Source organism: Amycolatopsis sp. NBC_00348, from assembly GCF_036114655.1.
Lineage (GTDB): Bacteria > Actinomycetota > Actinomycetes > Mycobacteriales > Pseudonocardiaceae > Amycolatopsis.
The window spans coordinates 9,114,527-9,141,503 of the sequence record NZ_CP107994.1; the positions used below are offsets into that span (position 1 = coordinate 9,114,527).

28 protein-coding genes are annotated in these 26,977 nt (G+C 70.2%); 21 read left to right on the forward strand and 7 right to left on the reverse strand.

Features of this window, described 5'->3' with window-relative positions; genetic code table 11:
- The first annotated feature begins 207 nt into the window (after nucleotides 1-207).
- From secY to truA, 12 genes are all read left to right on the forward strand, one after another.
- Complete coding sequence (secY, locus tag OHS58_RS40970; RefSeq protein WP_247060542.1) at nucleotides 208-1,515, forward strand: preprotein translocase subunit SecY; 1,308 nt, start codon at nucleotides 208-210, stop codon at nucleotides 1,513-1,515.
- Complete coding sequence (locus OHS58_RS40975; protein WP_247060543.1) at nucleotides 1,512-2,066, forward strand: adenylate kinase; 555 nt, start codon at nucleotides 1,512-1,514, stop codon at nucleotides 2,064-2,066. Before secY ends, OHS58_RS40975 begins: the two co-directional genes overlap by 4 nt.
- A gap of 44 nt (nucleotides 2,067-2,110) precedes the next feature.
- Nucleotides 2,111-2,887 carry a type I methionyl aminopeptidase gene (gene map / locus OHS58_RS40980; protein ID WP_328645901.1) on the forward strand — a complete coding sequence of 259 codons (777 nt, stop codon included), beginning with the start codon at nucleotides 2,111-2,113 and terminating at the stop codon, nucleotides 2,885-2,887.
- A 267-nt stretch (nucleotides 2,888-3,154) separates the two neighbouring features.
- Nucleotides 3,155-3,376 carry a translation initiation factor IF-1 gene (infA, locus tag OHS58_RS40985; RefSeq protein WP_004558881.1) on the forward strand — a complete coding sequence of 74 codons (222 nt, stop codon included), beginning with the start codon at nucleotides 3,155-3,157 and terminating at the stop codon, nucleotides 3,374-3,376.
- A gap of 34 nt (nucleotides 3,377-3,410) precedes the next feature.
- Nucleotides 3,411-3,524, forward strand: coding sequence for a 50S ribosomal protein L36 (rpmJ, locus tag OHS58_RS40990; protein WP_004558882.1), 114 nt, complete (start codon nucleotides 3,411-3,413; stop codon nucleotides 3,522-3,524).
- A gap of 205 nt (nucleotides 3,525-3,729) precedes the next feature.
- Nucleotides 3,730-4,110: a 30S ribosomal protein S13 gene (rpsM, locus tag OHS58_RS40995; RefSeq protein ID WP_004558883.1), complete on the forward strand. Its 381-nt coding sequence runs from the start codon at nucleotides 3,730-3,732 to the stop codon at nucleotides 4,108-4,110.
- Complete coding sequence (locus OHS58_RS41000) at nucleotides 4,107-4,292, forward strand: hypothetical protein (RefSeq protein ID WP_020643221.1); 186 nt, start codon at nucleotides 4,107-4,109, stop codon at nucleotides 4,290-4,292. Before rpsM ends, OHS58_RS41000 begins: the two co-directional genes overlap by 4 nt.
- Before the next feature lie 18 nt (nucleotides 4,293-4,310).
- Complete coding sequence (rpsK, locus tag OHS58_RS41005; protein WP_247060546.1) at nucleotides 4,311-4,718, forward strand: 30S ribosomal protein S11; 408 nt, start codon at nucleotides 4,311-4,313, stop codon at nucleotides 4,716-4,718.
- A 23-nt stretch (nucleotides 4,719-4,741) separates the two neighbouring features.
- Nucleotides 4,742-5,347, forward strand: coding sequence for a 30S ribosomal protein S4 (rpsD, locus tag OHS58_RS41010; RefSeq protein WP_247060548.1), 606 nt, complete (start codon nucleotides 4,742-4,744; stop codon nucleotides 5,345-5,347).
- 106 nt (nucleotides 5,348-5,453) lie between these two features.
- A complete protein-coding gene (locus OHS58_RS41015; protein ID WP_004558887.1) occupies nucleotides 5,454-6,524 on the forward strand; it encodes a DNA-directed RNA polymerase subunit alpha in 1,071 nt (356 codons plus the stop codon).
- Between the two features lie 44 nt (nucleotides 6,525-6,568).
- Nucleotides 6,569-7,246 carry a 50S ribosomal protein L17, sunset domain variant gene (rplQ, locus tag OHS58_RS41020; RefSeq protein ID WP_442788253.1) on the forward strand — a complete coding sequence of 226 codons (678 nt, stop codon included), beginning with the start codon at nucleotides 6,569-6,571 and terminating at the stop codon, nucleotides 7,244-7,246.
- A gap of 65 nt (nucleotides 7,247-7,311) precedes the next feature.
- Nucleotides 7,312-8,142 carry a tRNA pseudouridine(38-40) synthase TruA gene (gene truA / locus OHS58_RS41025; RefSeq protein ID WP_328649936.1) on the forward strand — a complete coding sequence of 277 codons (831 nt, stop codon included), beginning with the start codon at nucleotides 7,312-7,314 and terminating at the stop codon, nucleotides 8,140-8,142.
- Between the two features lie 76 nt (nucleotides 8,143-8,218).
- Here the strand turns inward: truA and OHS58_RS41030 are convergent, their stop codons facing one another.
- Together OHS58_RS41030 and eccE are read right to left on the reverse strand one after the other, a co-directional pair.
- Nucleotides 8,219-8,938, reverse strand: a complete 720-nt coding sequence (locus tag OHS58_RS41030) for a hypothetical protein (protein ID WP_247060552.1) — start codon at nucleotides 8,936-8,938, stop codon at nucleotides 8,219-8,221.
- Complete coding sequence (gene eccE, locus OHS58_RS41035; RefSeq protein WP_326946024.1) at nucleotides 8,935-10,170, reverse strand: type VII secretion protein EccE; 1,236 nt, start codon at nucleotides 10,168-10,170, stop codon at nucleotides 8,935-8,937. Before eccE ends, OHS58_RS41030 begins: the two co-directional genes overlap by 4 nt.
- A 591-nt stretch (nucleotides 10,171-10,761) precedes the next feature.
- Between eccE and eccB the strand changes: the two genes are divergently transcribed.
- The 3 genes from eccB (at nucleotide 10,762) to OHS58_RS41050 (ending at nucleotide 13,880) form a co-directional block, all read left to right on the forward strand.
- Nucleotides 10,762-12,399: a type VII secretion protein EccB gene (gene eccB, locus OHS58_RS41040; RefSeq protein ID WP_328645902.1), complete on the forward strand. Its 1,638-nt coding sequence runs from the start codon at nucleotides 10,762-10,764 to the stop codon at nucleotides 12,397-12,399.
- A gap of 66 nt (nucleotides 12,400-12,465) precedes the next feature.
- Nucleotides 12,466-12,783, forward strand: coding sequence for a hypothetical protein (locus tag OHS58_RS41045; RefSeq protein ID WP_326946026.1), 318 nt, complete (start codon nucleotides 12,466-12,468; stop codon nucleotides 12,781-12,783).
- Entirely contained in the window at nucleotides 12,783-13,880 is a 1,098-nt protein-coding gene (locus tag OHS58_RS41050) for a WXG100 family type VII secretion target (RefSeq protein WP_328649937.1), read from the forward strand. The genes OHS58_RS41045 and OHS58_RS41050 overlap by 1 nt, the downstream gene beginning before the upstream one ends.
- A gap of 9 nt (nucleotides 13,881-13,889) precedes the next feature.
- Here the strand turns inward: OHS58_RS41050 and OHS58_RS41055 are convergent, their stop codons facing one another.
- The 3 genes from OHS58_RS41055 to OHS58_RS41065 form a co-directional block, all read right to left on the reverse strand.
- On the reverse strand, nucleotides 13,890-15,518 hold the full coding sequence (locus tag OHS58_RS41055; RefSeq protein ID WP_328645903.1) for a S8 family serine peptidase: 1,629 nt from the start codon (nucleotides 15,516-15,518) through the stop codon (nucleotides 13,890-13,892).
- 20 nt (nucleotides 15,519-15,538) lie between these two features.
- Nucleotides 15,539-16,903, reverse strand: coding sequence for a type VII secretion integral membrane protein EccD (eccD, locus tag OHS58_RS41060; RefSeq protein ID WP_326946028.1), 1,365 nt, complete (start codon nucleotides 16,901-16,903; stop codon nucleotides 15,539-15,541).
- A gap of 143 nt (nucleotides 16,904-17,046) precedes the next feature.
- Nucleotides 17,047-17,442, reverse strand: coding sequence for a hypothetical protein (locus OHS58_RS41065; protein WP_328645904.1), 396 nt, complete (start codon nucleotides 17,440-17,442; stop codon nucleotides 17,047-17,049).
- Nucleotides 17,443-17,726: 284 nt separating this feature from the next.
- Here OHS58_RS41065 and eccCa point away from each other — a divergent pair, with 284 nt between their 5' ends.
- The 5 genes from eccCa (at nucleotide 17,727) to OHS58_RS41090 (ending at nucleotide 25,214) form a co-directional block, all read left to right on the forward strand.
- Complete coding sequence (gene eccCa, locus OHS58_RS41070) at nucleotides 17,727-21,743, forward strand: type VII secretion protein EccCa (RefSeq protein WP_326946030.1); 4,017 nt, start codon at nucleotides 17,727-17,729, stop codon at nucleotides 21,741-21,743.
- A 120-nt stretch (nucleotides 21,744-21,863) separates the two neighbouring features.
- Complete coding sequence (locus OHS58_RS41075) at nucleotides 21,864-23,912, forward strand: type VII secretion-associated protein (protein ID WP_328645905.1); 2,049 nt, start codon at nucleotides 21,864-21,866, stop codon at nucleotides 23,910-23,912.
- Between the two features lie 14 nt (nucleotides 23,913-23,926).
- Nucleotides 23,927-24,292, forward strand: coding sequence for a hypothetical protein (locus OHS58_RS41080; RefSeq protein WP_247060568.1), 366 nt, complete (start codon nucleotides 23,927-23,929; stop codon nucleotides 24,290-24,292).
- A gap of 253 nt (nucleotides 24,293-24,545) precedes the next feature.
- Entirely contained in the window at nucleotides 24,546-24,863 is a 318-nt protein-coding gene (locus OHS58_RS41085) for a WXG100 family type VII secretion target (protein ID WP_328645906.1), read from the forward strand.
- 60 nt (nucleotides 24,864-24,923) lie between these two features.
- Nucleotides 24,924-25,214 (forward strand): WXG100 family type VII secretion target, encoded by a 291-nt coding sequence (locus tag OHS58_RS41090; RefSeq protein WP_247060571.1) that lies wholly within the window; start codon nucleotides 24,924-24,926, stop codon nucleotides 25,212-25,214.
- 109 nt (nucleotides 25,215-25,323) lie between these two features.
- Here OHS58_RS41090 and OHS58_RS41095 read toward each other — a convergent pair whose 3' ends face one another.
- Nucleotides 25,324-25,773, reverse strand: coding sequence for a MarR family winged helix-turn-helix transcriptional regulator (locus OHS58_RS41095; RefSeq protein ID WP_328645907.1), 450 nt, complete (start codon nucleotides 25,771-25,773; stop codon nucleotides 25,324-25,326).
- A 61-nt stretch (nucleotides 25,774-25,834) separates the two neighbouring features.
- On the opposite strand from OHS58_RS41095, the gene OHS58_RS41100 reads away from it, so the two are divergent.
- A complete protein-coding gene (locus OHS58_RS41100; protein WP_328645908.1) occupies nucleotides 25,835-26,203 on the forward strand; it encodes a VOC family protein in 369 nt (122 codons plus the stop codon).
- A gap of 28 nt (nucleotides 26,204-26,231) precedes the next feature.
- On the opposite strand, the gene OHS58_RS41105 is transcribed toward OHS58_RS41100, so the two are convergent.
- A complete protein-coding gene (locus OHS58_RS41105) occupies nucleotides 26,232-26,936 on the reverse strand; it encodes a DUF4333 domain-containing protein (RefSeq protein WP_328645909.1) in 705 nt (234 codons plus the stop codon).
- Nucleotides 26,937-26,977 lie beyond the last annotated feature (41 nt).

Here is a 26,977-nt window from a genome sequence, read left to right on the forward strand (position 1 = left end):
CCGCCGGAGCAACCTTGGTACGGAAAACGCACACGCACTGCGGACACGCCCTGTGAAGCTGTTAGAGTCGGCGACACGCTTCGGGACGAGTGTGCCCCGAAGCGTTCCTGGCTTGCGTGCCAGTAGTGCTGTGTTCCCGCCGGCCACCCGTGCCGGCCAAGCCGATCGTCGGTTAGGACAGCCGACGACGCCGAGGAGGTCCCCCGCGTGCTCAGCGCCTTCCGCTCGGCTCTCGCGACGCCGGATCTACGCAAGAAGATCCTGTTCACGCTAGCCATCGTCGCGGTCTACCGAATCGGTGCGACCATTCCGGCCCCCGGGATCTCGTACGGAGCCGTTCAGGCGTGCAGCTCCCAGGCGCAGCAGGAGGGCGTCTACCAGCTGCTGAACCTGTTCAGCGGTGGTGCGCTGCTGCAGTTGTCGCTCTTCTCGACCGGCATCATGCCGTACATCACGGCGAGCATCATCATCCAGCTGCTGACCGTCGTCATCCCTCGGTTCGAGGAGCTGAAGAAGGAAGGGCAGTCCGGCCAGGGCAAGCTGACCCAGTACACCCGGTACCTGACGGTCGCGCTGGCGATCCTGCAGGCCACGGGTGTGGTCGCGCTCGCGGACCGCAAGCAGCTCTTCCCGGACTGCGACTCGCCGATCATCCCGGACAACAGCGTCTACTCGCTGGCGATCATCGTCATCACCATGACCGCGGGCACCGCCGTCATGATGTGGCTGGGTGAGCTGATCACCGAACGCGGTGTCGGCAACGGCATGTCCGTCCTGATCTTCCTGAACATCGCCGCGCGCATCCCGGTCGAGGGCGGCAACATCCTCAGCAACGCGGGTGGTCTCGGCCTGACGATCGTCTGCGTCTTCGGCCTGGTGATCATCGCCAGCGTCATCTTCGTCGAGCAGGGGCAGCGCCGGATCCCGGTGCAGTACGCCAAGCGCATGATCGGCCGCCGGATGTACGGCGGCACGTCGACCTACCTGCCGATCAAGGTGAACCAGGCCGGCGTCATCCCGGTCATCTTCGCGTCTTCCCTGCTGTACCTGCCGGACCTGATCAGCCGCCTCGTCGGCGACCAGAACGCCAACTCCGGCTGGCAGGTCTTCATCAAGAACTACATCGTGAACCAGTCCAGCTGGGTGCACATCGCGCTGTACTTCGCCCTGATCATCTTCTTCACGTACTTCTACATCACGATCACGTTCAACGTGGACGAGCGTGCGGATGAGATGAAGAAGTTCGGCGGGTTCATCCCGGGCATCCGCCCGGGCCGGCCGACCGCGGAGTACCTGAGCTACGTGCTCGGCCGGATCACCCTGCCGGGCTCGCTGTACCTCGGTATCATCGCGATCCTCCCGAACTTCTTCCTGTCGTTGACCGGTAGCGGGAACAACCAGAACTTCCCGTTCGGTGGCACAGCTGTGCTGATCATGGTCGGTGTCGGGCTCGACACCGTGAAGCAGATCGAAAGCCAGCTGATGCAGCGCAACTACGAAGGGTTCTTGAAGTGACGCGGCTGGTTCTCGTGGGTCCGCCCGGCGCGGGCAAAGGTACGCAGGCGGTGGCGCTGTCCGAGCAGTTGCGGATCCCGCACATCTCGACCGGCGACCTGTTCCGCGCCCACGTCGGCCAGGAGACCCCGCTCGGCCAGGAAGCCAAGCGCTACCTGGACTCGGGCGAGCTCGTGCCCGACTCGGTGACGAACGAGATGGTCCGCGAGCGGCTCGCGGAGCCGGACGCGAAGGCCGGCTTCCTGCTCGACGGCTTCCCCCGCAACACCAAGCAGGCCGAGGTCCTCGGCGAGATCCTCGGCGAGGCGGACGCTTCCCTCACCGCGGTGATCCAGCTGCAGGTGCCGGAGGACGTCGTCGTCGGCCGCCTCATGTCGCGGGGCCGCGCGGACGACACCGAAGACGTCATCCGCCGCCGTCAGCAGATCTACGTGTCGGACACCGCACCGCTGCTCGAGTACTACGCCGGCATCCTGGTGACCGTCGACGGCGTCGGCAGTGTCGAGGAGATCTCGGACCGCGTGCTGAAAGCGCTGCGCGACCGCACGTGAATCTCGGAGGATTGCGTGTTCTGCAAGTGCTCCGGCGTGGGCGCATGATCGAGGTCAAGACCCCGGGCGAGCTGCAGTCGATGCGGGCCGCGGGGCTCGTCGTCGCTCGTACGCTCGCCGCCGTCCGCGCCGCCGCGGTCCCGGGGGTCAGCACCGCCGAGCTCGACGAGCTCGCCGAGCAGACCATCCGGGACGCCGGCGCGGTGCCGTCGTTCAAGGGCTACCACGGTTTCCCGGCGTCGATCTGCGCGTCGGTGAACGAGCAGATCGTCCACGGCATCCCGGCGAAGACCCAGGTCCTCGCCGACGGTGACCTGATCTCGGTCGACTGCGGCGCGATCCTCGACGGCTGGCACGGCGACTCCGCCGTCACGCTGGCCATCGGGGACGTCGCGAAGGCCGACCTGGCGCTGTCCGCGGCGACCGAAGCGGCGATGTGGGCCGGGATCGAGGCGGTCAACGCCGGCGGCCGGCTCACCGACATCTCCTACGCCGTCCAGTCGGCCGCCGAGCGCGCGGCCAAGGACGACGGCATCGACTACGGGATGATCGTCGAGTACGGCGGCCACGGCATCGGCCGTCAGATGCACATGGACCCGTTCCTGCCGAACGTCGGCAAGCCGGGCAAGGGCCCGCGGCTGAAGCCCGGCATGGCCCTGGCGATCGAGCCGATGCTCACCGGCGGTGGCGGCGAGACCCGCGAGCTGGACGACGGCTGGACGGTCGTCACGGCCGACGGCTCCCGCGCGGCCCACTGGGAGCACACGGTGGCGATCACCGAAGACGGCCCGTGGGTGCTTACGGCTCCGGAAGACGCCTGACCTGCGCGTTCACCCGTCCGTGTTGATCATCCGTACGGCGACCTGCGCGTTCTTCTAGCATGGTTACCCCCGGTTTGGGGGTCGCGACACGGGTTGCGTACACTGTCAAGTCGGCGCACTTATCGCGCCCGGATCCTGCGCGTTCGTGAATTCACGGTACTGGGACTCGGGCACGAGTGTGCCGACGTTGCACACCAGACAGGCACTCGTGCTCATCTGATCACTCTGTGTAGCGACAGGCAATGCTGACAAGGAAATGCGGAGGACATGGCGAAGAAAGACGGGGCCATCGAGGTCGAAGGCCGCGTAGTCGAGCCGCTCCCCAACGCGATGTTCCGCGTCGAGTTGGAGAACGGTCACAAGGTCCTGGCACACATCAGCGGCAAGATGCGGCAGCACTACATCCGCATCCTGCCCGAGGACAGGGTTGTCGTGGAGCTCTCGCCCTACGACCTCTCTCGTGGTCGCATCGTCTACCGCTACAAGTGATCACGAGCAGCTCAGAAGCAGGAGAGCAGAAGACGTGAAGGTCCAGCCGAGCGTCAAGAAGATCTGCGACAAGTGCAAGGTGATCCGCCGTCACGGCCGGATCATGGTGATCTGCGAAAACCTGCGGCACAAGCAGCGGCAGGGCTGATCGCCCGCACTCGACCAGAGTGGATTGACGGCTACACAACCTCCCCGCACCTGCCGGGTCACGCGAGTGATCCGGTTCACCCCCGGACTTCAGGCCGGGGCCGGGACACCCGAAGCGCGAGCCGAGGGCACGACAGGCGAGTCGGTCCCGGAACCGGACGGGGAGCAGACCTGAGGATGAATTCTAAGAAGGAGCATCAACGCCAATGGCACGACTCGCTGGCGTAGACCTCCCCCGCGAAAAGCGGTTGGAGATCGCGCTTACCTACATCTACGGCATCGGCCGTACCCGCTCGAAGCAGCTCATCAAGGCTGCCGAGCTCAACGCGGACACCCGCGTCAAGGACCTCAGCGATGACGACCTCGCGAAGCTGCGTACGTACATCGAAGAGAACTTCAAGGTCGAGGGTGACCTTCGCCGCGAGGTGAACGCCGACATCCGTCGGAAGATCGAGATCGGGTGCTACGAGGGCCTTCGCTGGCGTCGCGGACTGCCCGTCCGCGGTCAGCGCACGAAGACCAACGCCCGTACCCGCAAGGGTCCGAAGAAGACGGTCGCCGGCAAGAAGAAGGCTGGCAAGAAGTGAGCGTCCAGGGCAAGAAGGTCGTGCAGATGGGCGGCGCTCAGCGTCGCGGCTCGGCCTGTGTCTCGCCCAAGGCGCTCTACGCCCGCCCGATGGCGCTCCGCAACCTGTACACCGACGCCGGTTCGATCATCCGGCGCGGACAGGCCGAAGCGGTCGCCGCTCACCAAGAGAACGCGCGCTAACAGGAGAACCCTCAGAACATGCCACCGAAGTCTCGTACCGCGGCGGGGACCAAGAAGGTCCGCCGCAAGGAAAAGAAGAATGTCGCGCACGGTCACGCGCACATCAAGAGCACCTTCAACAACACCATCGTCTCGATCACGGACCCGACCGGTGCCGTGATCGCGTGGGCGTCGAGTGGTCACGTGGGCTTCAAGGGCTCGCGCAAGTCCACCCCGTTCGCCGCGCAGATGGCCGCCGAGAACGCCGCCCGCAAGGCTGCTGAGCACGGCATGAAGAAGGTCGACGTCTTCGTGAAGGGCCCGGGTTCGGGCCGCGAGACGGCGATCCGCTCGCTGCAGGCGGCCGGCCTCGAGGTCGGCACCATCCAGGACGTGACCCCGCAGCCTCACAACGGCTGCCGCCCGCCCAAGCGGCGCCGGGTCTGAGGAACGGGGAGGAGTAAGAAGAAATGGCTCGTTACACCGGCCCCGCGACGCGTATTTCGCGTCGCCTCAAGGTTGACCTCATCGGCGGCGACCAGGCTTTCGAGCGTCGCCCCTACCCGCCGGGCCAGCACGGCCGCGGGCGCATCAAGGAGTCCGAGTACCTCCTGCAGTCGCAGGAGAAGCAGAAGGCTCGCTACACCTACGGCGTTCTCGAGCGCCAGTTCGTCCGGTACTACAAGGAAGCCGTCCGGCGTCCGGGTAAGACCGGTGAGAACCTGCTGCAGATCCTCGAGTCCCGCCTGGACAACGTGATCTACCGCGCCGGCATCGCCCGCACCCGCCGTCAGGCGCGGCAGCTGGTGAGCCACGGCCACTTCCTGGTCAACGGCGTCAAGGTCAACGTCCCGTCCTACCAGGTCTCGAAGTGGGACATCATCGACGTGCGGCCGAAGTCGTTCACGATGCTGCCCCTGGTCGTGGCCAAGGAGTCCTACGGCGACCGCCCGATCCCGGCGTGGCTGCAGGTCGTTTCGTCGAACCTCCGCGTGCTGGTCCACCAGCTGCCGGAGCGTGCGCAGATCGACGTTCCGGTTCAGGAACAGCTGATCGTCGAGCTTTACTCGAAGTAATCCGGCTTCCGGGCCGGTTACGGGCGGCGGCGCCCACAGTGCGCCGCCGCCTCGCCATCCCTTCGACGTCATATGGCGGGCGTCGTCTGGAAAGGAACAAGGAAGAATGCTGATTTCCCAGCGGCCGGCTCTCGGCGAAGAGACGGTCAACGAGACCCGTTCCCGGTTCACCATCGAACCGCTGGAGCCCGGCTTCGGTTACACCCTCGGCAACTCGCTGCGGCGCACGCTGCTGTCGTCCATCCCGGGCGCGGCCGTGACGAGCATCCGCATCGACGGCGTGCTGCACGAGTTCACCACCGTTCCCGGGGTGAAGGAAGACGTCACCGACATCATCCTGAACCTCAAGGAGCTCGTGGTGTCCTCGGAAGAGGACGAGCCGGTCACCATGTACCTGCGCAAGCAGGGCCCCGGTGAGGTCACCGCGGCCGACATCGTGCCGCCGGCCGGCGTCACCGTGCACAACCCGGACCTGCACATCGCGTCGCTGAACGGCAAGGGCAAGCTCGAGATCGAGCTCGTCGTCGAGCGCGGCCGCGGTTACGTTCCGGCCCTGCAGAACAAGCAGGCGGGCGCGGAGATCGGCCGGATCCCGGTCGACTCGATCTACTCGCCGGTGCTGAAGGTGACCTACAAGGTCGAGGCCACCCGTGTCGAGCAGCGCACCGACTTCGACAAGCTGATCCTGGACGTCGAGACCAAGCCGTCGATCACGCCGCGCGACGCGGTCGCGTCGGCCGGCAAGACGCTGGTGGAGCTGTTCGGTCTCGCCCGCGAGCTGAACGTCGACGCCGAGGGCATCGAGATCGGCCCGTCGCCGCAGGAAGCGGACACCATCGCCGCCTACGCGATGCCGATCGAGGACCTGGACCTCACCGTCCGGTCGTACAACTGCCTCAAGCGCGAGGGCATCCACACGGTGGGCGAGCTGGTCTCGCGCTCCGAGGCGGACCTGCTCGACATCCGCAACTTCGGCGCCAAGTCGATCGACGAGGTCAAGCTGAAGCTCGTCGGTCTCGGCCTCGCGCTGAAGGACAGCCCGCCCGGGTTCGACCCGACCGCGGCTGCCGCCAGCTACGACGGTGAAGGCTGGTCGGAGGGTGTCGGTGGCATCGCCGACGGGATTTCGGACGGCCACGACGATGGCCAGGACTACGCAGAGACCGAGCAGCTCTAGGGCTCTGTGCCTGGACGCTGCGAGCTGAACTAGTAGGAGAACCAATGCCCACCCCTACCAAGGGAGCCCGGCTCGGCGGATCAGCCGCGCACGAGCGGCTGATCCTGGCCAACTTGGCCACGCAGCTGTTCGAGCACGGCAAGATCACCACCACCGAGGCGAAGGCGAAGCGGGTCCGCCCGCTGGCCGAGAAGCTGATCTCGAAGGCGAAGCGGGGCGACCTGCACAACCGCCGTCAGGTTCAGCGCGTCGTCCGTGACAAGGACGTCGTCCACAAGCTGTTCGCCGAGATCGGTCCGCACTTCGCGGAGCGTCCCGGTGGTTACACCCGGATCACCAAGACGATGGCCCGCAAGGGCGACAACGCCAAGATGGCCGTCATCGAGCTGGTGAACGAGAAGACCGTGACGAGCGAGGCCGAGCGCGCGCGCAAGACCAAGTTCGCCAAGGACGAGAAGCCGGCCGCCGCTGTCGAGGCCGCCCCGGCCGCCGAGGAAGCCGCTTCGGAGGCTCCCTACGGTGAGGGCAGCCACGCGCCGCTCGAGGACGGGACGCAGCCCGAGGGCTTCCCGATCAAGGGCAACGACGAGTCGAAGTACTACCACACCGAAGAAAGCCCGTACTACGAGCAGACCAAGGCCGAGGTGTGGTTCGCCACCGCCGAAGCCGCGGAAGCCGCGGGCTTCTCGCTGCCGCCGTCGCAGCAGGACGACGAGTCCTGACGACGGAAGCCGTTCCGAACGAGCCCGCCATCCCCGCTGGGGACGGCGGGCTCGTTCGTCTGCGCCTGGACGTCTCCTACGACGGCACGGACTTCTCGGGCTGGGCCCGCCAGCCGGGCCGCCGCACGGTCCAGGCGGAGCTGGAGGAGGCCCTGCAGCGCCAGCCGCCGGGTGCCTCAGTACCGAAGTCGGTGGTCGTGGCGGGCCGCACGGACGCCGGGGTGCACGCGACCGGCCAGGTGGTGCACGTCGACGTCGTGCCGCTGGCCCCTTCGGCGTCGAGCCGGGTCCCGGTGTCGGCCGAAGGCATCCCGGACCTGACGCGGATGGCCGGGCGCTGGAACCGCCTCCTGCCGGGCGACGTGCGCGTCCTGGGCGCCCGCGTGGCCCCGGCGGGTTTCGACGCCCGGTTCTCGGCGGTCCGCCGCCACTACCGCTACCGCGTTTCGGACGCCCCCTGGGGCGTGGACCCGTTGCGCCGCAACGACACGCTGGCCTGGAACCGTCCACTGTCGACGGACGCGATGAACGCCGCGGCTTCGGCGCTGCTGGGCTTGCAGGACTTCGCGGCGTACTGCAAGCAGCGCGACACGGGCACGACGATCCGCGAGCTGCAACGCCTGGTCTGGCGCCGGGTGGACGAGCACCTGCTGGAGGTCGAGGTCTCCGCGGACGCGTTCTGCCACTCGATGGTCCGCAGCCTGGTCGGAGCCCTCCTCCTGGTGGGCGACGGCCGCCGCGGGCCGAGCTGGCCGGGCGAGGTCTTGGCGAGCGGCGTCCGCGACAGCGCGGTGGCCCCGGCCCACGGCCTGACCCTCACAGCGGTCGACTACCCGCCGGACGCCGAACTGGCCGCACGAGCCGAGCAAACGCGCAACGTCCGCACCTCCCCCTGAAAGCCGTGAAGGCCTCCTTACCGGCGCTAAGAGCCGGTAAGGAGGCCTTCACGGCTTTCCTGCGTGCGGGGAAACCTCAGTCGCCGCGGCGGACCGGGCCCAGGAGCTGCTGCTCCTTGCCCGTCGTCACCAGGCGCAGTGGTCGCCAGAGGTTCCGGCCCAGGGCTACCACCTGGTCGTCCTTCAACGTCGTCAGCTGGCGCATCATCTGCGGCGGCAGGCGCCAGATGCGGGCCGCCAGCTCGGCCTGGCCGGCCGGGAGGCGCTGCATCAGCACCAGGTCCGCCGCGTTCGCCGTCGCGCCCGCTTGGGGGTGCAGGTACGGGAGGACGTAGATCGTCGTCTGCCACGGCGACCTCGGCGGGAACAGGTCCTGCGGGGTCGGGCCGCCGTCGGTGACCACCAGCAACGGGGCGTCCTCCGACGGGCGGGGCAGCTCGACCGGGGACAGCCGGCGGATCTGGACCAGCGGGGACGGCCGGCCGTCGCGGCTGCCGGCCGCGCGGGACAGCACCTGCCACTCGGTCGGGCGGCCCGTGGCCACCACGACCCACGCGCCGACGGCCATCGCGCGCATCGCCACCTGGCGGGCCAGGTACAGCCCGCCCACCAGCACGATGCGGGTCGGCGTCGAGCGCAGGGCCGAGATCGTCAGTGGCTCGCCCTTGAGGCCCGAGCCGAGCACGATGCCGCCGCGGTCACCCGACGGGCTGATCGCGTCGAGCATCGCGGGGTCCACGGTGAACTCCGGCGCCACACCGGTGTTCTGCCCGGCGTCGCGGAGACGGGAAGTCATGCCGTACCTCCGATCGGCAATGTCGCGGCGAGCGCGGAGACCTGCAGCCCGCGCAGCGGCGTCAGAACCACGCCCAGCCGCTCGGACAGGCCGTGCAGCCGCTGGTCGGCGGCGTCGAGCTCACGCGGGTTGCGCGCGCTGAGCCGGACCACGCCGCGCAGGCCGATCTTGCCCTCGTCCGACGCCGGTGAGATGGACATCGCGACCGTCGCGGACAGCGCGCGGACGCTCGTCAGCGCGTTGAGGCTGCCGGTGATCTTGCCCTTCGGCCAGCCGGTGATCGCGTAGCTCGCGTGGCCGATGCCGGCCGCGGTCACGCCGGACCACCGCTCCTGCAGCATCACCTTGTCCGGCGAGCCGGCGACCGACGTCAGCTCCGCGGCGGAAATGCTCGCGCGCAGCAGTTCGTCCGGGTCGAGCGGCCGGGTCGGGACGCCTTGGGACTCCAAGGCGTTGCGCACGCGGGAAAGCGCGCCGATCAGCGCGCGGTGGGCGCCGACGACGCCGCCGCCGCGCTCCCGGATCGCCGCCGGGCAGCGCTTCGGGTCCAGCCGGATCGCGACCCACGTCGTCCGCCGCGCCGCCGCGGGCAGCGGGCCGAGCACCTCCATGTAGGAGCTCAGCGCGGGCGAGTCCGACGGCAGCGCCGCGCTGCCCGGGTAGCAGTGCCAGATCATCTGGATGGAGTCGAGGACCACGCCGCGGTCCTCCAGACACGGGGCGAGCGCCGCGAGCGGCAGGCTCGGCGCGTCACCGGCCTGGGTGATCATCGCCGGGGTGGGCTCGACGAGCAGCACGGCCGTCCAAGAACCGTCGTGCCAGGCGAGCCCGACCTGCTGGCGCTCGTGGTCGACGCCGTGCGCGACGACGAGGTCCGGGACGGCGATGCGGAGCAGGTTCACGCGGGCGTCGTCCGCGCCGGTCACCGCGGTCTCCTCGGCCGCCATCGCCTCGACGCTGCTCGGCGGCAGCGGCTCGGCGACGCGGTCGTGGGACCGGAAGGAGTACCGCATCGTCAGGCCGACCCACTGGGTGAACCAGCGGCCGCGCCAGCGCAGCAGCGCGACGATCAGGGCGGCCGCGAGGATGCCGATCCCCACGTACTTCAACGACATGTCGATGGCGAGCAGCACCAGCCCGACCGCGAGACCGACCTCGAGCACGACGAGGTTCGCCACGGGGAGCGGGCCGAGGTTCACGCCAGAGGACCGGCGCCGCGCGGGCGGGGCCATCCGGGTCGCGCCGGCCGGGGTACTGGCCGGGCCGTCGGAGTCACCGGGCCCCTGGGGTCCGCCGGGACCGCCGGGTCCGCTGGGCCCGCCCGGTCCACCGGGTCCGCCAGGCCCACCGGGACCTCCCGGGCCGCCGGGTCCACCAGGTCCGCCCGGGCCACCGGGACCGGGACGACCCGGTCCGCCGGGGCCACCAGGGCCGGGACCGGGTCCGCCGGGGCCGCGAGGGGGTCCACCGGGGCCACCACCGGGCCCCTGAGGTCCGCCGGGTCCGCCACCGGGGCCACCCGGCACCCCGCCGGGTCCGCCAGGGCCACCGGGAAGGACGTTGGGGCCGGTCGGTCTGCCCGGACGAGGCGGCGGGCCGGGGCGTCCCTGACCGGGCGGCGGGGGCCCGGGCGGGCCAGGCGGACGTGGAGGGTTGGTGACGGACATCCGCGCTTTCTCTTCCCCTCGTGCTTGCTGCGTACCCGGAAGCCGGGTCCCGGGGAGTCCGACACTAGCTTGAGTTGGTAGAAACCCCACACCAGACGGTCCCCGTACGGCTATCCTGCGGAACCGTACCGCGACGGGGAGAGCTGTAGGTCGAGAATGCCATCAACACCCACGACTAAGTCTCAGGTTCAGGCGTACAAGTTCGTCCTGCGCCGGATGCAGTCGGCACTGGTCCGGCGTGATGCCGTGATGCTGCACGACCCGATGCGCACCCACACGAGGGCCACGATCGTCGGTGTTGTGCTCGGTGCTCTCGGCGCCATCGTGTTCGTCGTCTGGGGCCTGCTCAGCCCGGCGCCGTCGGTGCCCGAGGCCGGCGGCATCGTGATCGGCGAGCAGTCCGGCACGGTCTACGTCGTGATGGGGAACCCGAAGACGCTCGTCCCGACCTTCAACCTGGCGTCCGCGCGGTTGTTGCTGCTCGCCCAGTCGAAGCAGTCGTCCGGGGCGGCCGGCGGCAACAGCGTGGCGGCGCCGGCGGCCGCGGCGAGCCCGGCCGCTGTGAAGAATCCCACGGTCGTTTCCGATGAACAGCTGAAGAACATCCCGCGCGGAAAACTGACCGGAATTCCCGACGGCCCGCAACTGATTCCGGGGGATTCGCAGCGGACTTCCGCGAATTGGGCCGTCTGCGACCAGGTTCAGCTCGATCCTTCGCTGCCGCAGCCCGACAGCGTGAACAAGACCAACACCTACGTCTTCGGCGGAATCGCGCCGAGCGCCCTCGGTACCGAACTGGGGGACAAGGAAGCGCTGCTGGCGGCGGCGGACAACGGCAAGACGTACCTGATCTACCGCCTGCCGAGCACGCAGAACCGCCCCAACGCCAACACCGTGCGCGCCGAGATCGACACCGGCGACTCGCACAACGCGGTCTCGACGGCCCTGCAGCTGAACCAGAAACCGCGGAAGATCACGCAGGGGCTGCTGAACGCCATCCCCGAGGTCGCGCGCCTGACCCCGCCGGTGATCGCGGACGGCAACGCGCCGGCCGACTTCGACGGCCTGTCCGCGGGCGACGTCTTCTCCACGCAGCCGACCGGTGCCCAGCCGCAGTACTGGGCCATCACCACGGGCGGCATCCAGCAGGTGTCGAACGCGGTCGCCGACGTCATCCGCGTCGCGAAGCACGGCAGCGCGAGCCGGATCCAGATCCTCGGCCTCGACAAGCTGTCCGGCGTCCGCGTCCTGCAGCCCACCGACCCGGACTACATCAAGGTCGACGACTTCCCGCGCACGGTCCCGACGGTCCTCGACGCGACGAAGAACTCGGCGGTCTCGTGCCTCGGCTGGTCCGTGGTCGGCGAAGGCGACAACCGCGACGCCCACACCTCGGTGTACATCGACACCCAGCTGCCGGGCCAGAACAGCCACGGCGACAAGTTCAGCACGATCAAGGTCACCACGCCCGGCCCGAACCGCGTGCCAGTCAACGGGTTCTACCTGCAGCCCGGGTTCGGCGCGGTCGTCCAGTCCGCCACCGGCAAGGCGAGCTTCGGCAAGGGTTCGATCCAGCTGATCTCCGACCGCGGCATCCGCTACAGCGTCCCGGACGCCGCGACCGCGGACGCGATCGGCCTGAACAACCGGCAGCCGGCGCCGGAGTCGATCATCGGCCTGCTGCCGACCGGTGCTTCGCTGAACACACAGGACGTCCTGCGGGAGTTCGACTCCGTGCCGATCGACCCGAACGCCGGCTCGTTCCCGACGCCCGGCCCGCAGCCCGGCAGCTGAGCGGAACCATCGGGCCGCTCTGCGCGTCACACACGCTCGGATGGTCTTTTCGCGAGCGGAGGTGCCGTGGCCGGCTTGAGGATGGACGGCGTTGTCGTCGCCGAGTACGCCAAGACGGCTGAGGAGGCCGCAGCCGAGCTGGATTCGGCGGCGGCCGAGGTGGGCGGCGAAGGCGTTTCCGACGAGTCCTACGGCGCCCTGGGGGCGCAGATCGGCCTAGGTGCGTCGTACGGCCGCGCGGCCGGGGCGTTGCGGCAGCAGCTGGCCGACGGCGCCGAGGCGCTGCGGTCGGCCGCGGAGGCGCTGCGGCACGTCACGGTGCGCCACAGCGACCACGACGCCCAGGCCGCGGAGCTGATCAAGCGCGCCGGGAGGCTCGAATGATGTTCGCCGAACCGGAAGCGTCCACCGCTTCCATCCCGCACCCCCTGGCCAAGCGGACGGCCGCCCCCGCGGCGGCACCCGCCATCACCTTCGGGCCGGACGCGGCGGGCGACGACATCGCCGCCGCGGCCGAGCCGTACCTGTCGTACCTCACCGACCTTTCGGGGCAGCTCGGGCTGATCGACCCCGTCGAGACGTACTTCCGCCCGCTGATCGGCCGCTGGGGCGACCTCGGTGCCGAGGCCGGCCGGTTGCGCCGGGCGGCCGCCGCGGCGGCCGAGGTGTCCGCCCGGCTCGACGACCGGCTCGGTCGTCTGGACGGCGGCTGGGAAGGCCGGGACGCGGACGCGTTCGTCGCGTACATCCGCGAGATCGGCGCCGCGGGCGGCGACCTCCAGGAAGCGCTGACCGTCCTCGCCGGCGCCCTCGACGACCTGGTGACGACCCTGCGCCACGTCGTCGTCGACCTCGTCGAAGTGCTGGTGGACGCGGCGGAGCTGGTGTCGGAGTCGATGACGCTCCCCAGCGGCGGCACCCGGCGGGCGCGGACGCAGCTGCGGGAGACGCAGGAGTCGGCGAAGGGGCTGTACGAGACCGCGCGCGACGTCCTGGAGGCGTTCGACCGGCTGTGCGACGGGGTCGACGACCCCGACGTCGTCACCCGGAGCGTCGAGATCAACCACCGGTACCCGCAGGACCGGTTTCGGTTGCAGGACACGGAATCCGGCGCGACGGCGGTTTCTTCGACGGGTTCGACCGGTTCGGATTCGGGCTCAGGCTCGGATGAGGTCATGACGGCGTCGTCGGCGGAGGACAGCAAGCACACCGACTCCGGCCGGCCCGCGGACGCGGCCGTCCCGCAGGCGCCGGTCGCCCCGGTCGCGGCGGACACCGCGGACCACAGCGCGTCGGGCATGCCGATGATGCCGATGATGGGCATCGGCGGCTTCGGCGGAGGCGGCGGCCAGGCCCGCCGCCCGTCGAAGAACCGGCCGATGATCAAGTCGTCGGAGCTGCTCGGCGAGCCGGACCTGGTCGCCCCGCCGGTGATCGGCGAGGACGAGACGGCGCCGAAGCCCAAGCCGCCCGCGCAGTAGCTCCGGCGGTCAGCGCACCGGGCCGGTGGGCTCCGGGCGGTTGCGGCGGATCGTGCGCATCACGAAGAGCGTGATCAGCAGGGCCACCAGGCCACCACCGGTGCCGGCCAGGGCCACGATCATCGGGGTCGAGCTGCGGTCGTTGGCCGGGGGGAGCTGGGCCATCTGCGGGCCCGGGTCCGACGCCACGACCCCGACCTCCGACGGCAGGCTCTGCGTCAGGGCCGCCACCGGGTCGATCACGCCCGCGCCGACGAACGTGTCGCGCCCGCCGGGGGCGGCCGGGTGCTGGGACGTCTCCTTGATCCGGTTGACGACCTGCTTCGCGTCGAGGTCGGGGTACTTCGCCCGGACCAGCGCCGCCAAGCCGGCGACGTAGGGTGCCGCGAAGCTCGTACCCTGGATTTCGCTGGCTTTGTCGCCGCTTTCGAACGTCAGGTTCGCCAGTCCCACCGATCCCTCGGCGGGGTCCAGCGAGATGATCTTCGTGCCGGGTGCCGCGACGCCCACCCAGGGTCCGTGCACGCTGAACGGCGCCACGCTGCCGGTCTCGTCGATCGCGCCCACGGACAGCACGTCGTCGGCGAACCACGGCGGCGTGACGATCGTCTTGGGCTTGCGGGTGTCCGCCTGGTCGTTCTGCAGGCAGGTGTCCGTCGCGTTGCCCGCGGCGGCGATGACGACGATGTTCTGCGACGCCGCGAAGTGCACGGCCGCCTGGACCTGCTGTTCGCCTTCGGTGATCGACCCCGTCGCGGTGCGGCAGTTGTCGACCGACATGTTGATGACACTGGCTTCGTGCCGCTGGGCGATCCCGTGGATGATCTCGGCCAGCGTCTTGAGGGTGCCCGCGGTGCCGGGCTTCTCCAGCTGGCGGCCACCGTTGGTCTGCCCGGGGGTGGTCCCATCACCATCGCCGCCGCCGCTGCCACCTCCGTTGCCGCTCGGGGGGAGCGAGCTCTCGGAGCCGGACGGCGGGTTCGTGCTCGACGACGGGGTACCGCTGCTGCTGGCCGGCGGCGTCGACGACGGGGGAGTCGTGTCGGGCTCGTAGTTCTCGCTCAGCTGGCGGTAGGACACGATCGTCGAGTCCGGGGCGACGCCGACGAACCCGACCTCCGGGTCGTCCGGCTTGCCCGCGATGATCCCGGCGACCTCCGTGCCGTGCCCGTCGCAATCCTCGAGACCGTCGGGCTGTCCCTTCGACGGTTTCGCCACGTACTCCCCGCCGGACTCGAGCCGGTTCTGGAACCACGGGTGCCGGGTCACGCCGGTGTCGATCACCGCGACCCGGATGCCGCCTCCGGCGCTGCCGGTGGCCGCCTTGACGATCTCCTGCGCCTTGGCGATCTGCAGGTAGTCCTGGCCCCACGGCCGGGTCTTGAGCACGATGTTCTGCCCGAGGACGGCGCGCTGGACACAGCCCTTCGTCGGCTTGTACGCCTTGTCCGGCTTGCGCTCGTCCGGGATCAGCTTGCTGTCGTCGACCGGCGGCGGGGTCGCGTAGTAGCCGTCCGCCGGGGCCGTCTGCGCCCACACCGGCAGCGCGACGCCGAGCGGCGCGAGCACGCCGATGGTGCCGGCCAGCAACGCCGTGGTCGTTCGCCGGGTCGCGCCGAAGCGGCGTCCTGCAGCCATCCGAGATTCACCCGATCCGGTCACTTGAAGTTCAGGTGCCGCAGGGTGGTGTAGAGGTCCATCACACCCAGGGCGAGCGGGAGCACCGACGCGATGCAGAGCGCCTCGATGATCTCCACCGTGCGCCGCAGCGGCGGCGAGAAGCGCTGGTTCGGGAAGATCACGCCGACCACGAGCGCGCCGGCGGCCAGCAGGATCAGCACACCGAAGACGATGAGCAGGCGGTTCTGCGGGCTCGACGTCGTCAGCCAGCCGATCGCGATGCCGGTCGCCGAGACCATGCCCGTGGTGAGCAGGGCGATGGCCTGGCTGCCGTTCGCGTACGCGCGGGCGCGCAGCAGCAGCACGAGCGTCGCGACGACGCCGAGGATGATGCCGAACACGCCGGGCCCGGAAGAAGCGATGACGGCGGCCACCGCGACCGTGGCGCCGCAGCCGATCATCAGGCCGGTCATGTAGTTGTGCGCGATGGCCGTGCGGCGCTCGATCGCCCGGTAGTCGGGGAAGCCGGAGTCTTCCTTGAGCTCCTCCGCGCTGCCCGGGACGTGCGGCAGCGGCAGCTTCGCGAGCCAGATCGTGGCGCGGGGCAGGATCGAGATGCAGGCGAGCGCGACGGCGATGGTGCCGGCCGCGATGCCGGCGGCCGGGTGCGCGATGAGCGTGCCGAACAGGAACGCCAGCGCCCCGAAGGTGCCCGCGGTGGCGGCGGCGATGAACGTCGTGATGCCGGCGCCGATGACCATGATGCAGACCGAGGCGACGATGATCACGAGGACCGCGCCGAGCAGCAGGTTGGCCCGCAGCGACAGCCCCGGCACGGTGTAGAAGCCGCTGACGAAGGCCAGTGGCAGGCCGCCGGCCGCGGCGACCAGCACGCCGGTCGACTCGGCCTGGTACGCCTTGGCGAGCGTCGCGCCGACCGCGACGCACGCGATCGCGCCGATGCCGCCGGCGATGGCCGCGCCGAGCGCGCTGCCGCCGTAGAACGACCCGCTGAAGAACAGTGCGACGGCGGCGACGACCAGCGCCAGCCCGCCCGCGACGTGCCCGAAGCGGTTGGCCGTTTCCTTGGTCCACGGCCGGAAGCTGTCCGGGGACGACTCGGCGATCGCGTCGACGACGTCGTCGTACAGCGGCGGCGGCGGGTTCTCGTTGCGCTTGCGCAGCTGCAACAGCTCGCCGTCGACGACGCCGAGCGAGGCGAGCGTGCGGCTGGGGTCGAGCGGGGCGTCGCCGAGCTTCGCCAGCGCCCAGCCGCCGTGGCGGGCGCCGCCGTCGGGCGACGACTCCTTGGCCATGTCGAGCAGCATCGGGAGGAGATCGGCCACCGCGACGTCGGCGGGCAGCGCCACGTCGATCCGGGTGGAGGGCGCCACCACCGTCACCCTGCTGAAAACTGTCGTGCCCGTAGCCACTGCACTGCCCCCGCTCGGTTGATACTGCTCCCGGGGGAACTTATACCGGACCCGGGCGCCGACATCATCGAACGTCCGAAAATCACTGCCCGCCGCAGGTCGGTCCGAGGTCGCTACTGGTGGTACCAGTGGGTGCAGTAAAACGGGCCACCGGCCTCGTGGGTGCAGACTCGCCACCAGTGGTCCCCGGCCACGGTCCCGCTCGCCGTCCTGCTGGTTCCCATCGGGCCTTCGGCGATCCAGCCCGCCCAATGGGTCGGGTCGGGACCGTAGTCGGCCCGGTCGAGGTAGATGCGGGTGTCGGGCCGGAAGTTGCCGGCGGTGCCGACCACGTCGGCGCAGAAGAAAAGGTTCTGCGAGCGTCCGCCGACCATCTCGTGAGGTGTCTCGTGACAGGCGGCCGTGGATTCGGCGGTCACACCCGCGCCGGATGCCGACGCGGCCGTTGCGGTCAGCAACGCTGCCGCCGCCACGCCTGCCAGTGCCAATCGGCGGCTGTTCCCGTTCATGGTCCCTCCCCGCGTGGTGATCATCGCCAGATCATGATTAGCACGCTTGTCGCCAAGGGTGAACCGGCTGTAACCGACAGTGTGAAGGCAGATTTCCCCGAGCGATCATGACTGTCGGTCGTGGGCCGTACACTCGCCGGACGAGGGCAGGGACGCCCGACGTGGGTCACAGGGGCGGTTGCGGTATCCGCCGGAATTCCTCCGCGACGTTCGCTAGGTTGTTCCGCGCACCTTGTGCACTAAACGGTGGCCGCCATCGTCGAGTTTGAATGAGGGGTCCTTCGATGAGCACGCTGCAGTTCAAGAAGTCGCCGCGGCTGGCGGCACCGCGCCCGCCGGGTGGTGAGGTGCACCTCGAGCCGCCGCCCGAGGTGCCCCGCGTCATCCCCGGCAACATCGTCATGAAGGCGCTGCCGATCGTGATGATCGTGGCGTCGCTCGGGATGATGGTCTTCATGTTCCAGGCCAGCAACCGGAACCCGATGATGATGGCCATGGGCGGCATGATGGTCGTCGGCACGCTCGGGATGATGGCCGGCGGTGGCGGCAAGGGCGGTGGCGCCAAGCGCGCCGAGATGGACGAAGACCGCAAGGACTACCTCCGTTACCTGGGCCAGATGCGCGACCGCGCCCGCGAGGCGATGGTCGACCAGCGGGCCGCGCTCGAGTGGGTGCACCCGGACCCCCAGTCCCTGTGGCCGCTGGCGGGCAGCCGCCGGATGTGGGAGCGCCGCCAGAACGACCAGGACTTCCTGCACCTGCGCGTCGGGCGCAGCTCGCACCGCCTCGCGACGCGGCTGGTCCCGCCGCAGACCGGGCCGGTCGACGAGCTGGAGCCGATCGCCACCCTCGCGCTGCGCCGGTTCGTGCGCGCGCACTCGATCGTGCCGGACCTGCCCACCCAGATCACGCTGCGCGGGTTCGCCGCGGTGAGCATGCAGGGCGACCGGGCGCTGACCCGCGGCCTGACCCGCGCGATGCTCGCGCAGATGGTCACCTTCCACAGCCCCGACGACGTGCTGATCGCGGTCGCCACCGCGGGGCGCGCGAAGGAGGAGTGGGAGTGGGCGAAGTGGCTGCCGCACGCCCAGCACCCGACGATGTCCGACGGCATCGGCCAGCTCCGCATGATGGCCGGCTCGCTGGCCCAGATCGAAAACTGGCTCGACGAAGAACTGCGTGACCGCCAGCGGTTCTCCCGCAACGCCACCCCGGCGCCGGACCAGCCGCACGTCGTGATCATCGTCGACGACGCCGAGGTGACCCGCGAAGAGCAGATCATCCTCGAAGAGGGCCTGGTCGGCGTCACGCTGATCGACCTGTCCGACTCCATCGGCAACCTCGCCGCCCGCCGCGGGCTGCGGCTGGTCGTGGAGGCCGACAGGCTCGGCGCGCGCAGTGCCGGCGGCGTCGAGTGGTTCGGCCGCCCGGACACCCTGAGCGTGGTCGAGACGGAGTCGCTGGCGCGGCTCATCTCGCCCTACCGCGTCGGCGGCGCGGCCGGGCAGGACGTCAGCGACGAAGAGCCGCTGCTGTCCAACCCGTCGCTGCTGGAGCTGCTCGGCATCCCGGGCGACCCGATGACCTTCGATGTCCAGCAGGCGTGGCGGCCCCGCCCGATCCGCGACCGCTACCGCGTCCCGTTCGGCGTCGGCGAGTACGGCCAGCCGGTCGAGCTGGACATCAAGGAAGCCGCCGCCGAGGGGATGGGCCCGCACGGCCTGTGCATCGGCGCGACCGGTTCCGGCAAGTCGGAGTTCCTCCGCACGCTGGTGCTGGGCATGCTGGCCACGCACTCCTCGAGCACGCTCAACTTCGTCCTCGTCGACTTCAAGGGTGGCGCGACCTTCCTGGGTCTCGACAAGGCGCCGCACGTCTCCGCGGTCATCACCAACCTCGCGGACGAGGTCACGCTGGTCGACCGCATGAAGGACGCGCTGGCCGGCGAGATGAACCGCCGGCAGGAAGCGCTGAAGAACGGCGGTAACTTCAAGAACGTCTGGGAGTACGAGAAAGCCCGTGAGAACGGCGCCGACCTCGACCCGCTGCCCGCGCTGTTCATCGTCTGCGACGAGTTCTCCGAACTGCTCGCGGCGAAGCCGGACTTCATCGACCTGTTCGTCGCGATCGGCCGGCTGGGCCGGTCGCTGCAGATGCACATGCTGCTCGCGTCGCAGCGCCTGGAAGAGGGCAAGCTGCGCGGGCTCGACTCGCACCTGTCCTACCGGATCGGCCTGAAGACGTTCTCCGCGGCGGAGTCCCGCGCCGCGATCGGCGTCCCGGACGCGTTCGAGCTGCCCTCGGTCCCCGGTGGCGGCTACCTGAAGTTCGACACCTCGACGCTGGTGCGGTTCAAGGCGTCCTACGTGTCGGGCCCGTACCGGCCGGCCGGCATCCAGGCCGCGGGCCCGGCGGCGACGGTGGTGCGCGCGGACAAGCGCCCGCAGCTGTTCGTCCCGGACTTCGTCGAGCTGCCGAAGGAACCGGAACCGGAGCTGTTCGACGCGGCGCCGAAGGTCGAAGAGCGGCAGCAGCCCGAAGAGGCGGTCGAGCCGAGCGAGCTGGACGTCATCGTCTCGCGGCTGATCGGGCAGGGCCCGCCGGCGCACGAGGTGTGGCTGCCGCCGTTGAAGGACCCGAACTCGCTCGACACGCTGCTGCCGAACCTGAACCCGACCGACGACCGCGGCCTGTCCCCGGTCGGCTTCTTCGGCAACGGCCGGCTGCAGGTGCCGCTCGGCATCGTCGACCGGCCCTACGAGCAGCGCCGTGACCCGCTGTGGGCGGACTTCGCCGGTGCGGCCGGGCACGGCGTGATCGTCGGCGGCCCGCAGTCGGGCAAGTCGACGATGCTGCGGACGCTGATCATGTCGATGGCGCTGACGCACACGCCGGAAGAGGCGCAGTTCTACTGCCTCGACCTCGGTGGTGGCACCCTGGCCGGGCTGGCCGACCTGCCGCACGTCGGCGGGGTGGCCGTGGCCCGGCGCGAGCCGGACAAGGCCCGCCGGATCGTGGCCGAGCTGACCACCCTGCTCGTCGAGCGGGAAGGCCGGTTCGGGGCGATGGGCATCGACTCGATGACCGAGTTCCGCAACCGGAAGCGCCGCGGCGAGATCCGGCCGGACCAGGACCCGTTCGGCGACGCGTTCCTGATCGTCGACGGCTGGCGGGCCCTGCGCGACGACTTCGAAGAGCTCGAAACCACGATCACCCGGCTCGCCACCCAGGGTCTGTCCTACGGCGTGCACGTCATCATCTCCGCCAACCGGTGGGCGGACATCCGCCCGGCCATCAAGGACATGATCGGCACCCGGTTCGAGCTGCGCCTCGGTGACCCGACCGAGTCGGACATCGACCGCCGGATCGCGGTCAACATCCCGGCCGGGCGGCCGGGCCGCGGCCTGACGCGCGAGAAGCTGCACCTGCTCGGCGGCCTGCCGCGGATCGACGGCTCGAGTGACGCGGAGACGATCGCGTCCGGCGTGGCCGACGCGGTGGCGAAGATCAAGGCGGCGTGGCGGGGCCGGGTGGCGCCGCAGGTGCGCCTGCTGCCAGAGATGATCACCTACGACGAGGTGCTGAAGCTCGACACGGCCCGCGAGTCGAAGCTGATCCCGATCGGCGTCAACGAAGAGGACCTGCAGCCGATCTACCTGGACTTCAACGCCGAGCCGCACTTCTACGCGTTCGCCGACGGCGAGTCCGGGAAGACGAACCTGCTGCGGCAGATCGCTCGTGGCATCTCCGAGCGGTTCACGTCGAAGGAAGCGCTGATCCTGCTGGTCGACTACCGGCGCTCGATGCTCGGGTTCGTCCAGGGCGATTCGCTGCTCGGCTACGCGGTGTCGGCGGCGCAGCTGGAGAGCATGGTCAACGACGTCTTCAACTCGATGACGCGGCGCCTGCCCGGCCCGGACGTCACGCAGGAGCAGCTGAAGACGCGGTCGTGGTGGAAGGGCCCGGAGCTGTTCATCCTGGTCGACGACTACGACCTGGTGGCCACCTCGTCCAACAACCCGCTGCGGAAGATCTCGGACTTCCTGCCGCAGGCCAAGGACGTCGGCCTGCACCTGGTGGTCGTGCGGCGCACCGGTGGTGCGAGCAAGGCGATGTACGACCCGATCATCGGCAAGCTGAAGGAGATCGCGGCGCCGGGCATGGTGATGAACGGTTCGCGCGACGAAGGTGCGCTGATCGGCAACATCAAGCCGAGTGCGATGCCGCCGGGCCGGGGCCTGATGCTGACCCGCAAGCACGGCAAGCAGCTGATCCAGGTGTCGTGGATCCAACCGGACTAAACTGCGTACGGCAGCGGGGCGCACCTTCGACGACGGGGTAGGTTTCCTCCCCGAGGGTGCGCCCCGCCGGCGTGATCGCGGTGGCGCGGGGGATCGCGGCGAGTATTGCGGGAGCATCGGGTGACAGTGCGGGTAGCGGTGGACTTCGGGACATCGAGCACCTGTGTCGTCGCCTCGGTCAACGGGCGCGATCCGCAGGTCGTGGTGATCGACGGCCAGCCGCTGATGTCCTCGGCCGTGTACGCGGCGGCCGACGGCACGCTGTTCGTCGGCCAGGAGGCCGAGCGGCAGGCGGCGGTCGACCCGTCGCGTTACGAACCGAACCCCAAGCGGCGGATCGACGAGGGCGAGCTGCTGCTCGGCGACAGCGTCCTGCGGGTCACCGACGTCGTGCACGCCGTGCTCGGCCGCGCGGTCGCCGAGGCGCGCCGGCTGGCCGGCGAGGCCGAGGTCGACCTGCTCGTGCTGACCCACCCGGCGGACTGGGGCGCCATCCGCACCCGGCTGCTGCGGCAGGCGGCCGGCGGGCTGGCGCGCGAGGTCGCACTGGTGCCGGAGCCGGTCGCGGCGGCGGTCTACCACGCCGCGACGTTCGCACCGCAGGACGTCACCAACGACCGCACCGTCGAGTTCAGCGGCCGCCCGGGCGACGCGCTCGCGGTGCTGGACCTCGGCGGCGGCACGGTCGACGTCAGCGTCGTGCGCCGGCTCCCGCCGGACACCGCCCGGGACCGGGCCGGCCGCCCGCAGCGCGGTGGCTTCCAGGTCCTCGCCACCCGGGGTGATCCCGCCTTCGGCGGCGCGGACATCGACCAGGCGCTGCTGGAGCACGTCGGCGAGCTCGTGGCGGGTGGGGAGCAGGACGCCTGGCGCCAGCTCGTCGAAGGCCGGGAGCTCGTCGACCGCCGACGCCGCCGTGTCCTGCGCCAGGACGTGCGCGGGGCGAAGGAAACCCTGTCGCGGCACGCCTACACCGACGTCCCGATGCCGCCGCCGTTCGCCGACGCGCACGTCACCCGCGAGGACCTCGAACGGCTGATCGCGGCGCCGCTGGGGCGCGCGGTGGAGCTGACCGTCGCCTCGATCGGCGACGCCGGCCTGCGGCCGAAGCAGCTCACCGCGATCTTCCTGGTCGGCGGGTCGAGCCGGATCCCGATGATCTCCCGGCTGGTGCACGAACGCACCGGCGTCGTCCCGACGAGCCTCGACCAGCCGGAGACGGTGGTCGCGCGCGGCGCGCTGCGCGCGGTGCTGGTCGACCCGGACCGCACCGGCGCGCTGCCCGGTGAGGCGATGGCCCGGATGGGCGCGGTCCCCGGAGGCGCGCTGAACCCGGCGGCGCAGCGCACGGAGGTCGTCCGCCCCGGCGACGTCGCCCCGCGCCCGGCGCCACCCCGGTCCGCACCGGCTCAGTTCACCCCGCCGAACGCGAACCGTCCCGGACCGCCACCGTCACCGCCCCACGGCCAGCCCGCGGCCCGCCCGTGGACGCCGGCGGCCGGCCAGCCCGCCCAGAGCGGCCCCGGCGGCCCCGGCGGTCCTGGTGGTCCCGGTGGCCCTGGTGGCCGGCCCGGCGGCGCGTCCGCGGCTCCGCCCGCGCCCGAGCCGCCCGCGAAGGACCGCAAGAAGCTGTGGGGGGTCGTGGCCGTCGCGGTGGTCGTCGTGGCCGCGCTCGTCGTCGGCGGGGTGCTCTTCTTCACGCGCGACAGCACCCAGGCCGAGACCGGCCGGACGCTCTCGCAGTACGACTTCAAGTTCGTCGCGCCCACCGACTGGGTCCAGACCGACGACCGGGTCGCCGACCGCCAGGTCGTCATCCACCCGCAGGAGTCGGCGGACGGCAACGACCTGCTCGTCGCGCAGGAGTACGTCATGGACTACGACGCGACGGCGGACCCGCAGAAGCTCTCGGACGAGCTCAAGAAGAGCGCCGACAACGACCCGGACCAGTACAGTGCGTACAACCCGAGCGCCTCGTACGCGGGTCGCACGGTGATCTTCTACCACCAGGTCAAGCCGGACCGCCCCGACATCCAGGTCGACTGGTACGTCGTGGCGAAGGGCCGGATCCGGGTCCACGTCGGCTGCCAGTACGTGCAGCCCGAGCTGCGCGACCGGGTCGCCGCCGCCTGCACGCAGGCCGTGCGGACGGTGGAAATCCTCAACTGAGAGGAGGGCACGCGGTGCCGTCCGAAGAATTCGAGAGCGCCGCGGCGTCCTTCAAGCGGATCGGCCAGGACGCCGTGACGCACGCCCGGCGCGTCTCCGGGAACGCGAAGGCGCGCAATCAGCGCCACCACAGCGAAAACGTCGAATTGCTGAAGCGAACGGGTCGCGGCGCGAAGTCCGGCGATCCGACGCCCGGCACCCTGCGGGCGGCCGCCGAACGGTTCCGCCGGGCCCGCGGGCTGGCGGTTCCGGAGACCCCCGAGACCCCCGTGGTTCCCGATTCGGTTCCTTCGCGTTCGCAATCTCCCGCTCGGGCCCCTCGAACGAGTGACGATGACGAAGACTTTTCCCAAATGCGAATCATGAATCGCGGCCAGTGAGTTCACCGCGTGTTCGCTGTGCGTGTGCTAACCCCGCTGGTGGAGAACGTATTTTCGGGTGACGAGTCGCCGGATCGGGGTGATTCGCCGCAACGGGCGGCGATCGGTTCCCAGGGGGAGCGTTCACGCAAGCAACTACTTGCCGGCGAAGCACGACAAGAGGGAACCGGGCATGGCAGGGTCTGCGTCGTAGGGCCGTACAAACGAACGAGACGCGCTACGGCCAACCACTCTTATGAAGGGGGTTTCCAGCATGGCTGGATTCACAGGGACAGTTGCTCAGTTCACCGACGCCGAGGGCAAGGTCACCGAGGTCCGCGCGGGCATGGACAGCAACCTGTCCACGCTGCGCGACCGCATCGAGGCCACCCGCGCCGGCTGGCAGGGCGACGCGCAGAAGGCGTTCGACCACGTCATGCAGCGCTTCGACGAGGACGCCCGCAAGATGAACCAGGCGCTGCAGAAGATCGCGGAGCTCCTCCGCGAGGCCGGTTCGAAGTACGAGAAGTCCGAGCAGCAGCAGCAGGAGATCCTGGGCGCCGTCAACCGCGGCTTCGACGCGCTCGGCTGAGCTTCACCCCCGTCTTTCTTTTCATTCACCCGAAATTCTTGAGTTCCGAAGGAGTACGTCATGTCCGATGCCGGCATTGTCGTCAATTACGCCACCATCCGCGCTGCCGCGGACGACTGCACGCAGACCGGCGGCGAGCTGCAGCAGGCGTTCGACCGCCTCAAGGACGACCTGAAGCCGCTGATCACCACCTGGACCGGTTCCGCCAAGGAGCAGTACGACCAGGCCCAGCGCGCGTGGGACCAGAGCTTCGAGGACCTGAAGCAGGTTCTGGCGCAGATCGCCGCCGCCCTGCCGCAGATCGCCGACGGTTACCAGTCGACGGACAGCGCCGTCGAAGGCCTGTTCTGAGCCGCTAGCCCCGGGAACCACGGCGGGCCCGCACTTCGGTGCGGGGCCCGCCGTTTTCCGTTTCCGGACAAGGAAAACCGGCTCGTCGCGAAGACGGGCCGGGAGCGGGCTAGCCGCCGTCGCGCAGGGACCGGATCATGCTCCGCAGGATCCGGAACGCGCCCGCCTGCTCGGTTTCGGTCATCCCGGCCAGCATCCGGACCTCGACGGACCGCACCGCCACGGTCGCCTTCTCGAGGCTCCGCCGGCCGCGAGGCGTGAGCCGCGTGGGCAGCACCTTCCCGACCGGTGCCGCCTCGGGCCTGGTCACGTGGCCCTCTCGTTCCAGGTTCTGGAGCAGCACGTTCATCGACTGCCGGGTCACGAACGCGCCCCGCGCGAGCTCGGAGTTCGACAAGCCCGGTCGCTGGGCCAGCAGTTCGAGGCAGGAGTAGTGCGTCACGCTCATCCCGAGCGGCCGCAGCACCTCGTCCATGGCCGCGCGCAGGGCGCTCGACGCCTCTTTCAGCAGGTAGCCCAGTGACGTCTCCAGGTCGACGCCGACTCCGTCTTGACTCATGTCAGTATTCTGACATAGATTGAGCCGTGTCAGAAGACTGACACAAAAGAAGGAGCACCACATGCCCGTCACCGGCCCCGACTTCATCTCGCTCCAGGCGCGTGACCTCGCTGCCTCACAGGCGTTCTACGAGCAGTACCTCGGCCTCGTCCGCTCGTCGGCCGGACCGCCGCACGCCGTCGTCTTCGAGACGAAGCCGATCGCGTTCGCCCTCCGCGACGTCGTTCCCGGCACCGACCTCGCATCCGTTGCCCAGCCCGGCATCGGTGCCGCGATCTGGCTCCACGCCACCGACGTCCAGGCCATCCACGACGCTCTCGTCGCCGGCGGCCACACCATCGTCTCTGCGCCGATCGACGGCCCCTTCGGCCGGACGTTCACCTTCGCCGACCCCGACGGCTACCAGGTCACCGTCCACGACCGCGCCTGACCGGCCGGACGGGTGGCGAGCCGGGAACTCAGTGCGGCGCGCCGACCTCGTACTCGGGACGGTCGTTGAGCACCCGCACGGTGACCTTCTTGGCCTGGCCGCCGATCTGCACCGTGCAGTCGAAGGTCGTGCCGTTCTGGGCCGCCTCGTTCGACGGGCACTGCGCGTTCTTCACGTCCGGCTCGCCGTAGTTCTCGTTCAGGACCTTGACCACACCGTCCTGAAGGGACTCCTGGTCCAGGACGTCCCCGCGGAACGCGCCGAGCAGCCACGCGCCACCGCCGCCGAGCACGAGCACCAGGACCACGATCCCGGCGATCAGCAAGGGTTTCTTCGACTTCGGCCGCTTCTCGGGCGCCGCGGCGAACGCGCCGAGGCCGCCGTACTGCGACGGCTGGAACCCGCCGCCGTACTGCGGGCCCGGCTGCTGTGGCGGCCGGCCGCCGCCCGGGGCGCCCTGCTGGGGTGTCGGCGGCTGCGGCTGCCACGGGGCGTTCTGCTGTCCCTGCCACGGCCCGGAGAACGACCCGCTCGGGCCGGGCTGCTGCGGGGCCCACTGGCCCGTGTAGGACCCGGTGGCCGCGCCCGGGGCGTCGTTCTGCTGCCACTGCCCGGAATGCGGGCCGGTCGCCTGCTGCTCCGGCTGCCACGCCGGGGACTGCGGCCGGCCCGGCGCCGGCGGGTCGGCCGGCGGCTGCCACCACTGCGGCTGCTGGTCGGGCGGCTGGGTCATCGGGGATCACCTCGGGTCGGGCGGGGGGAGACGGCCACGGA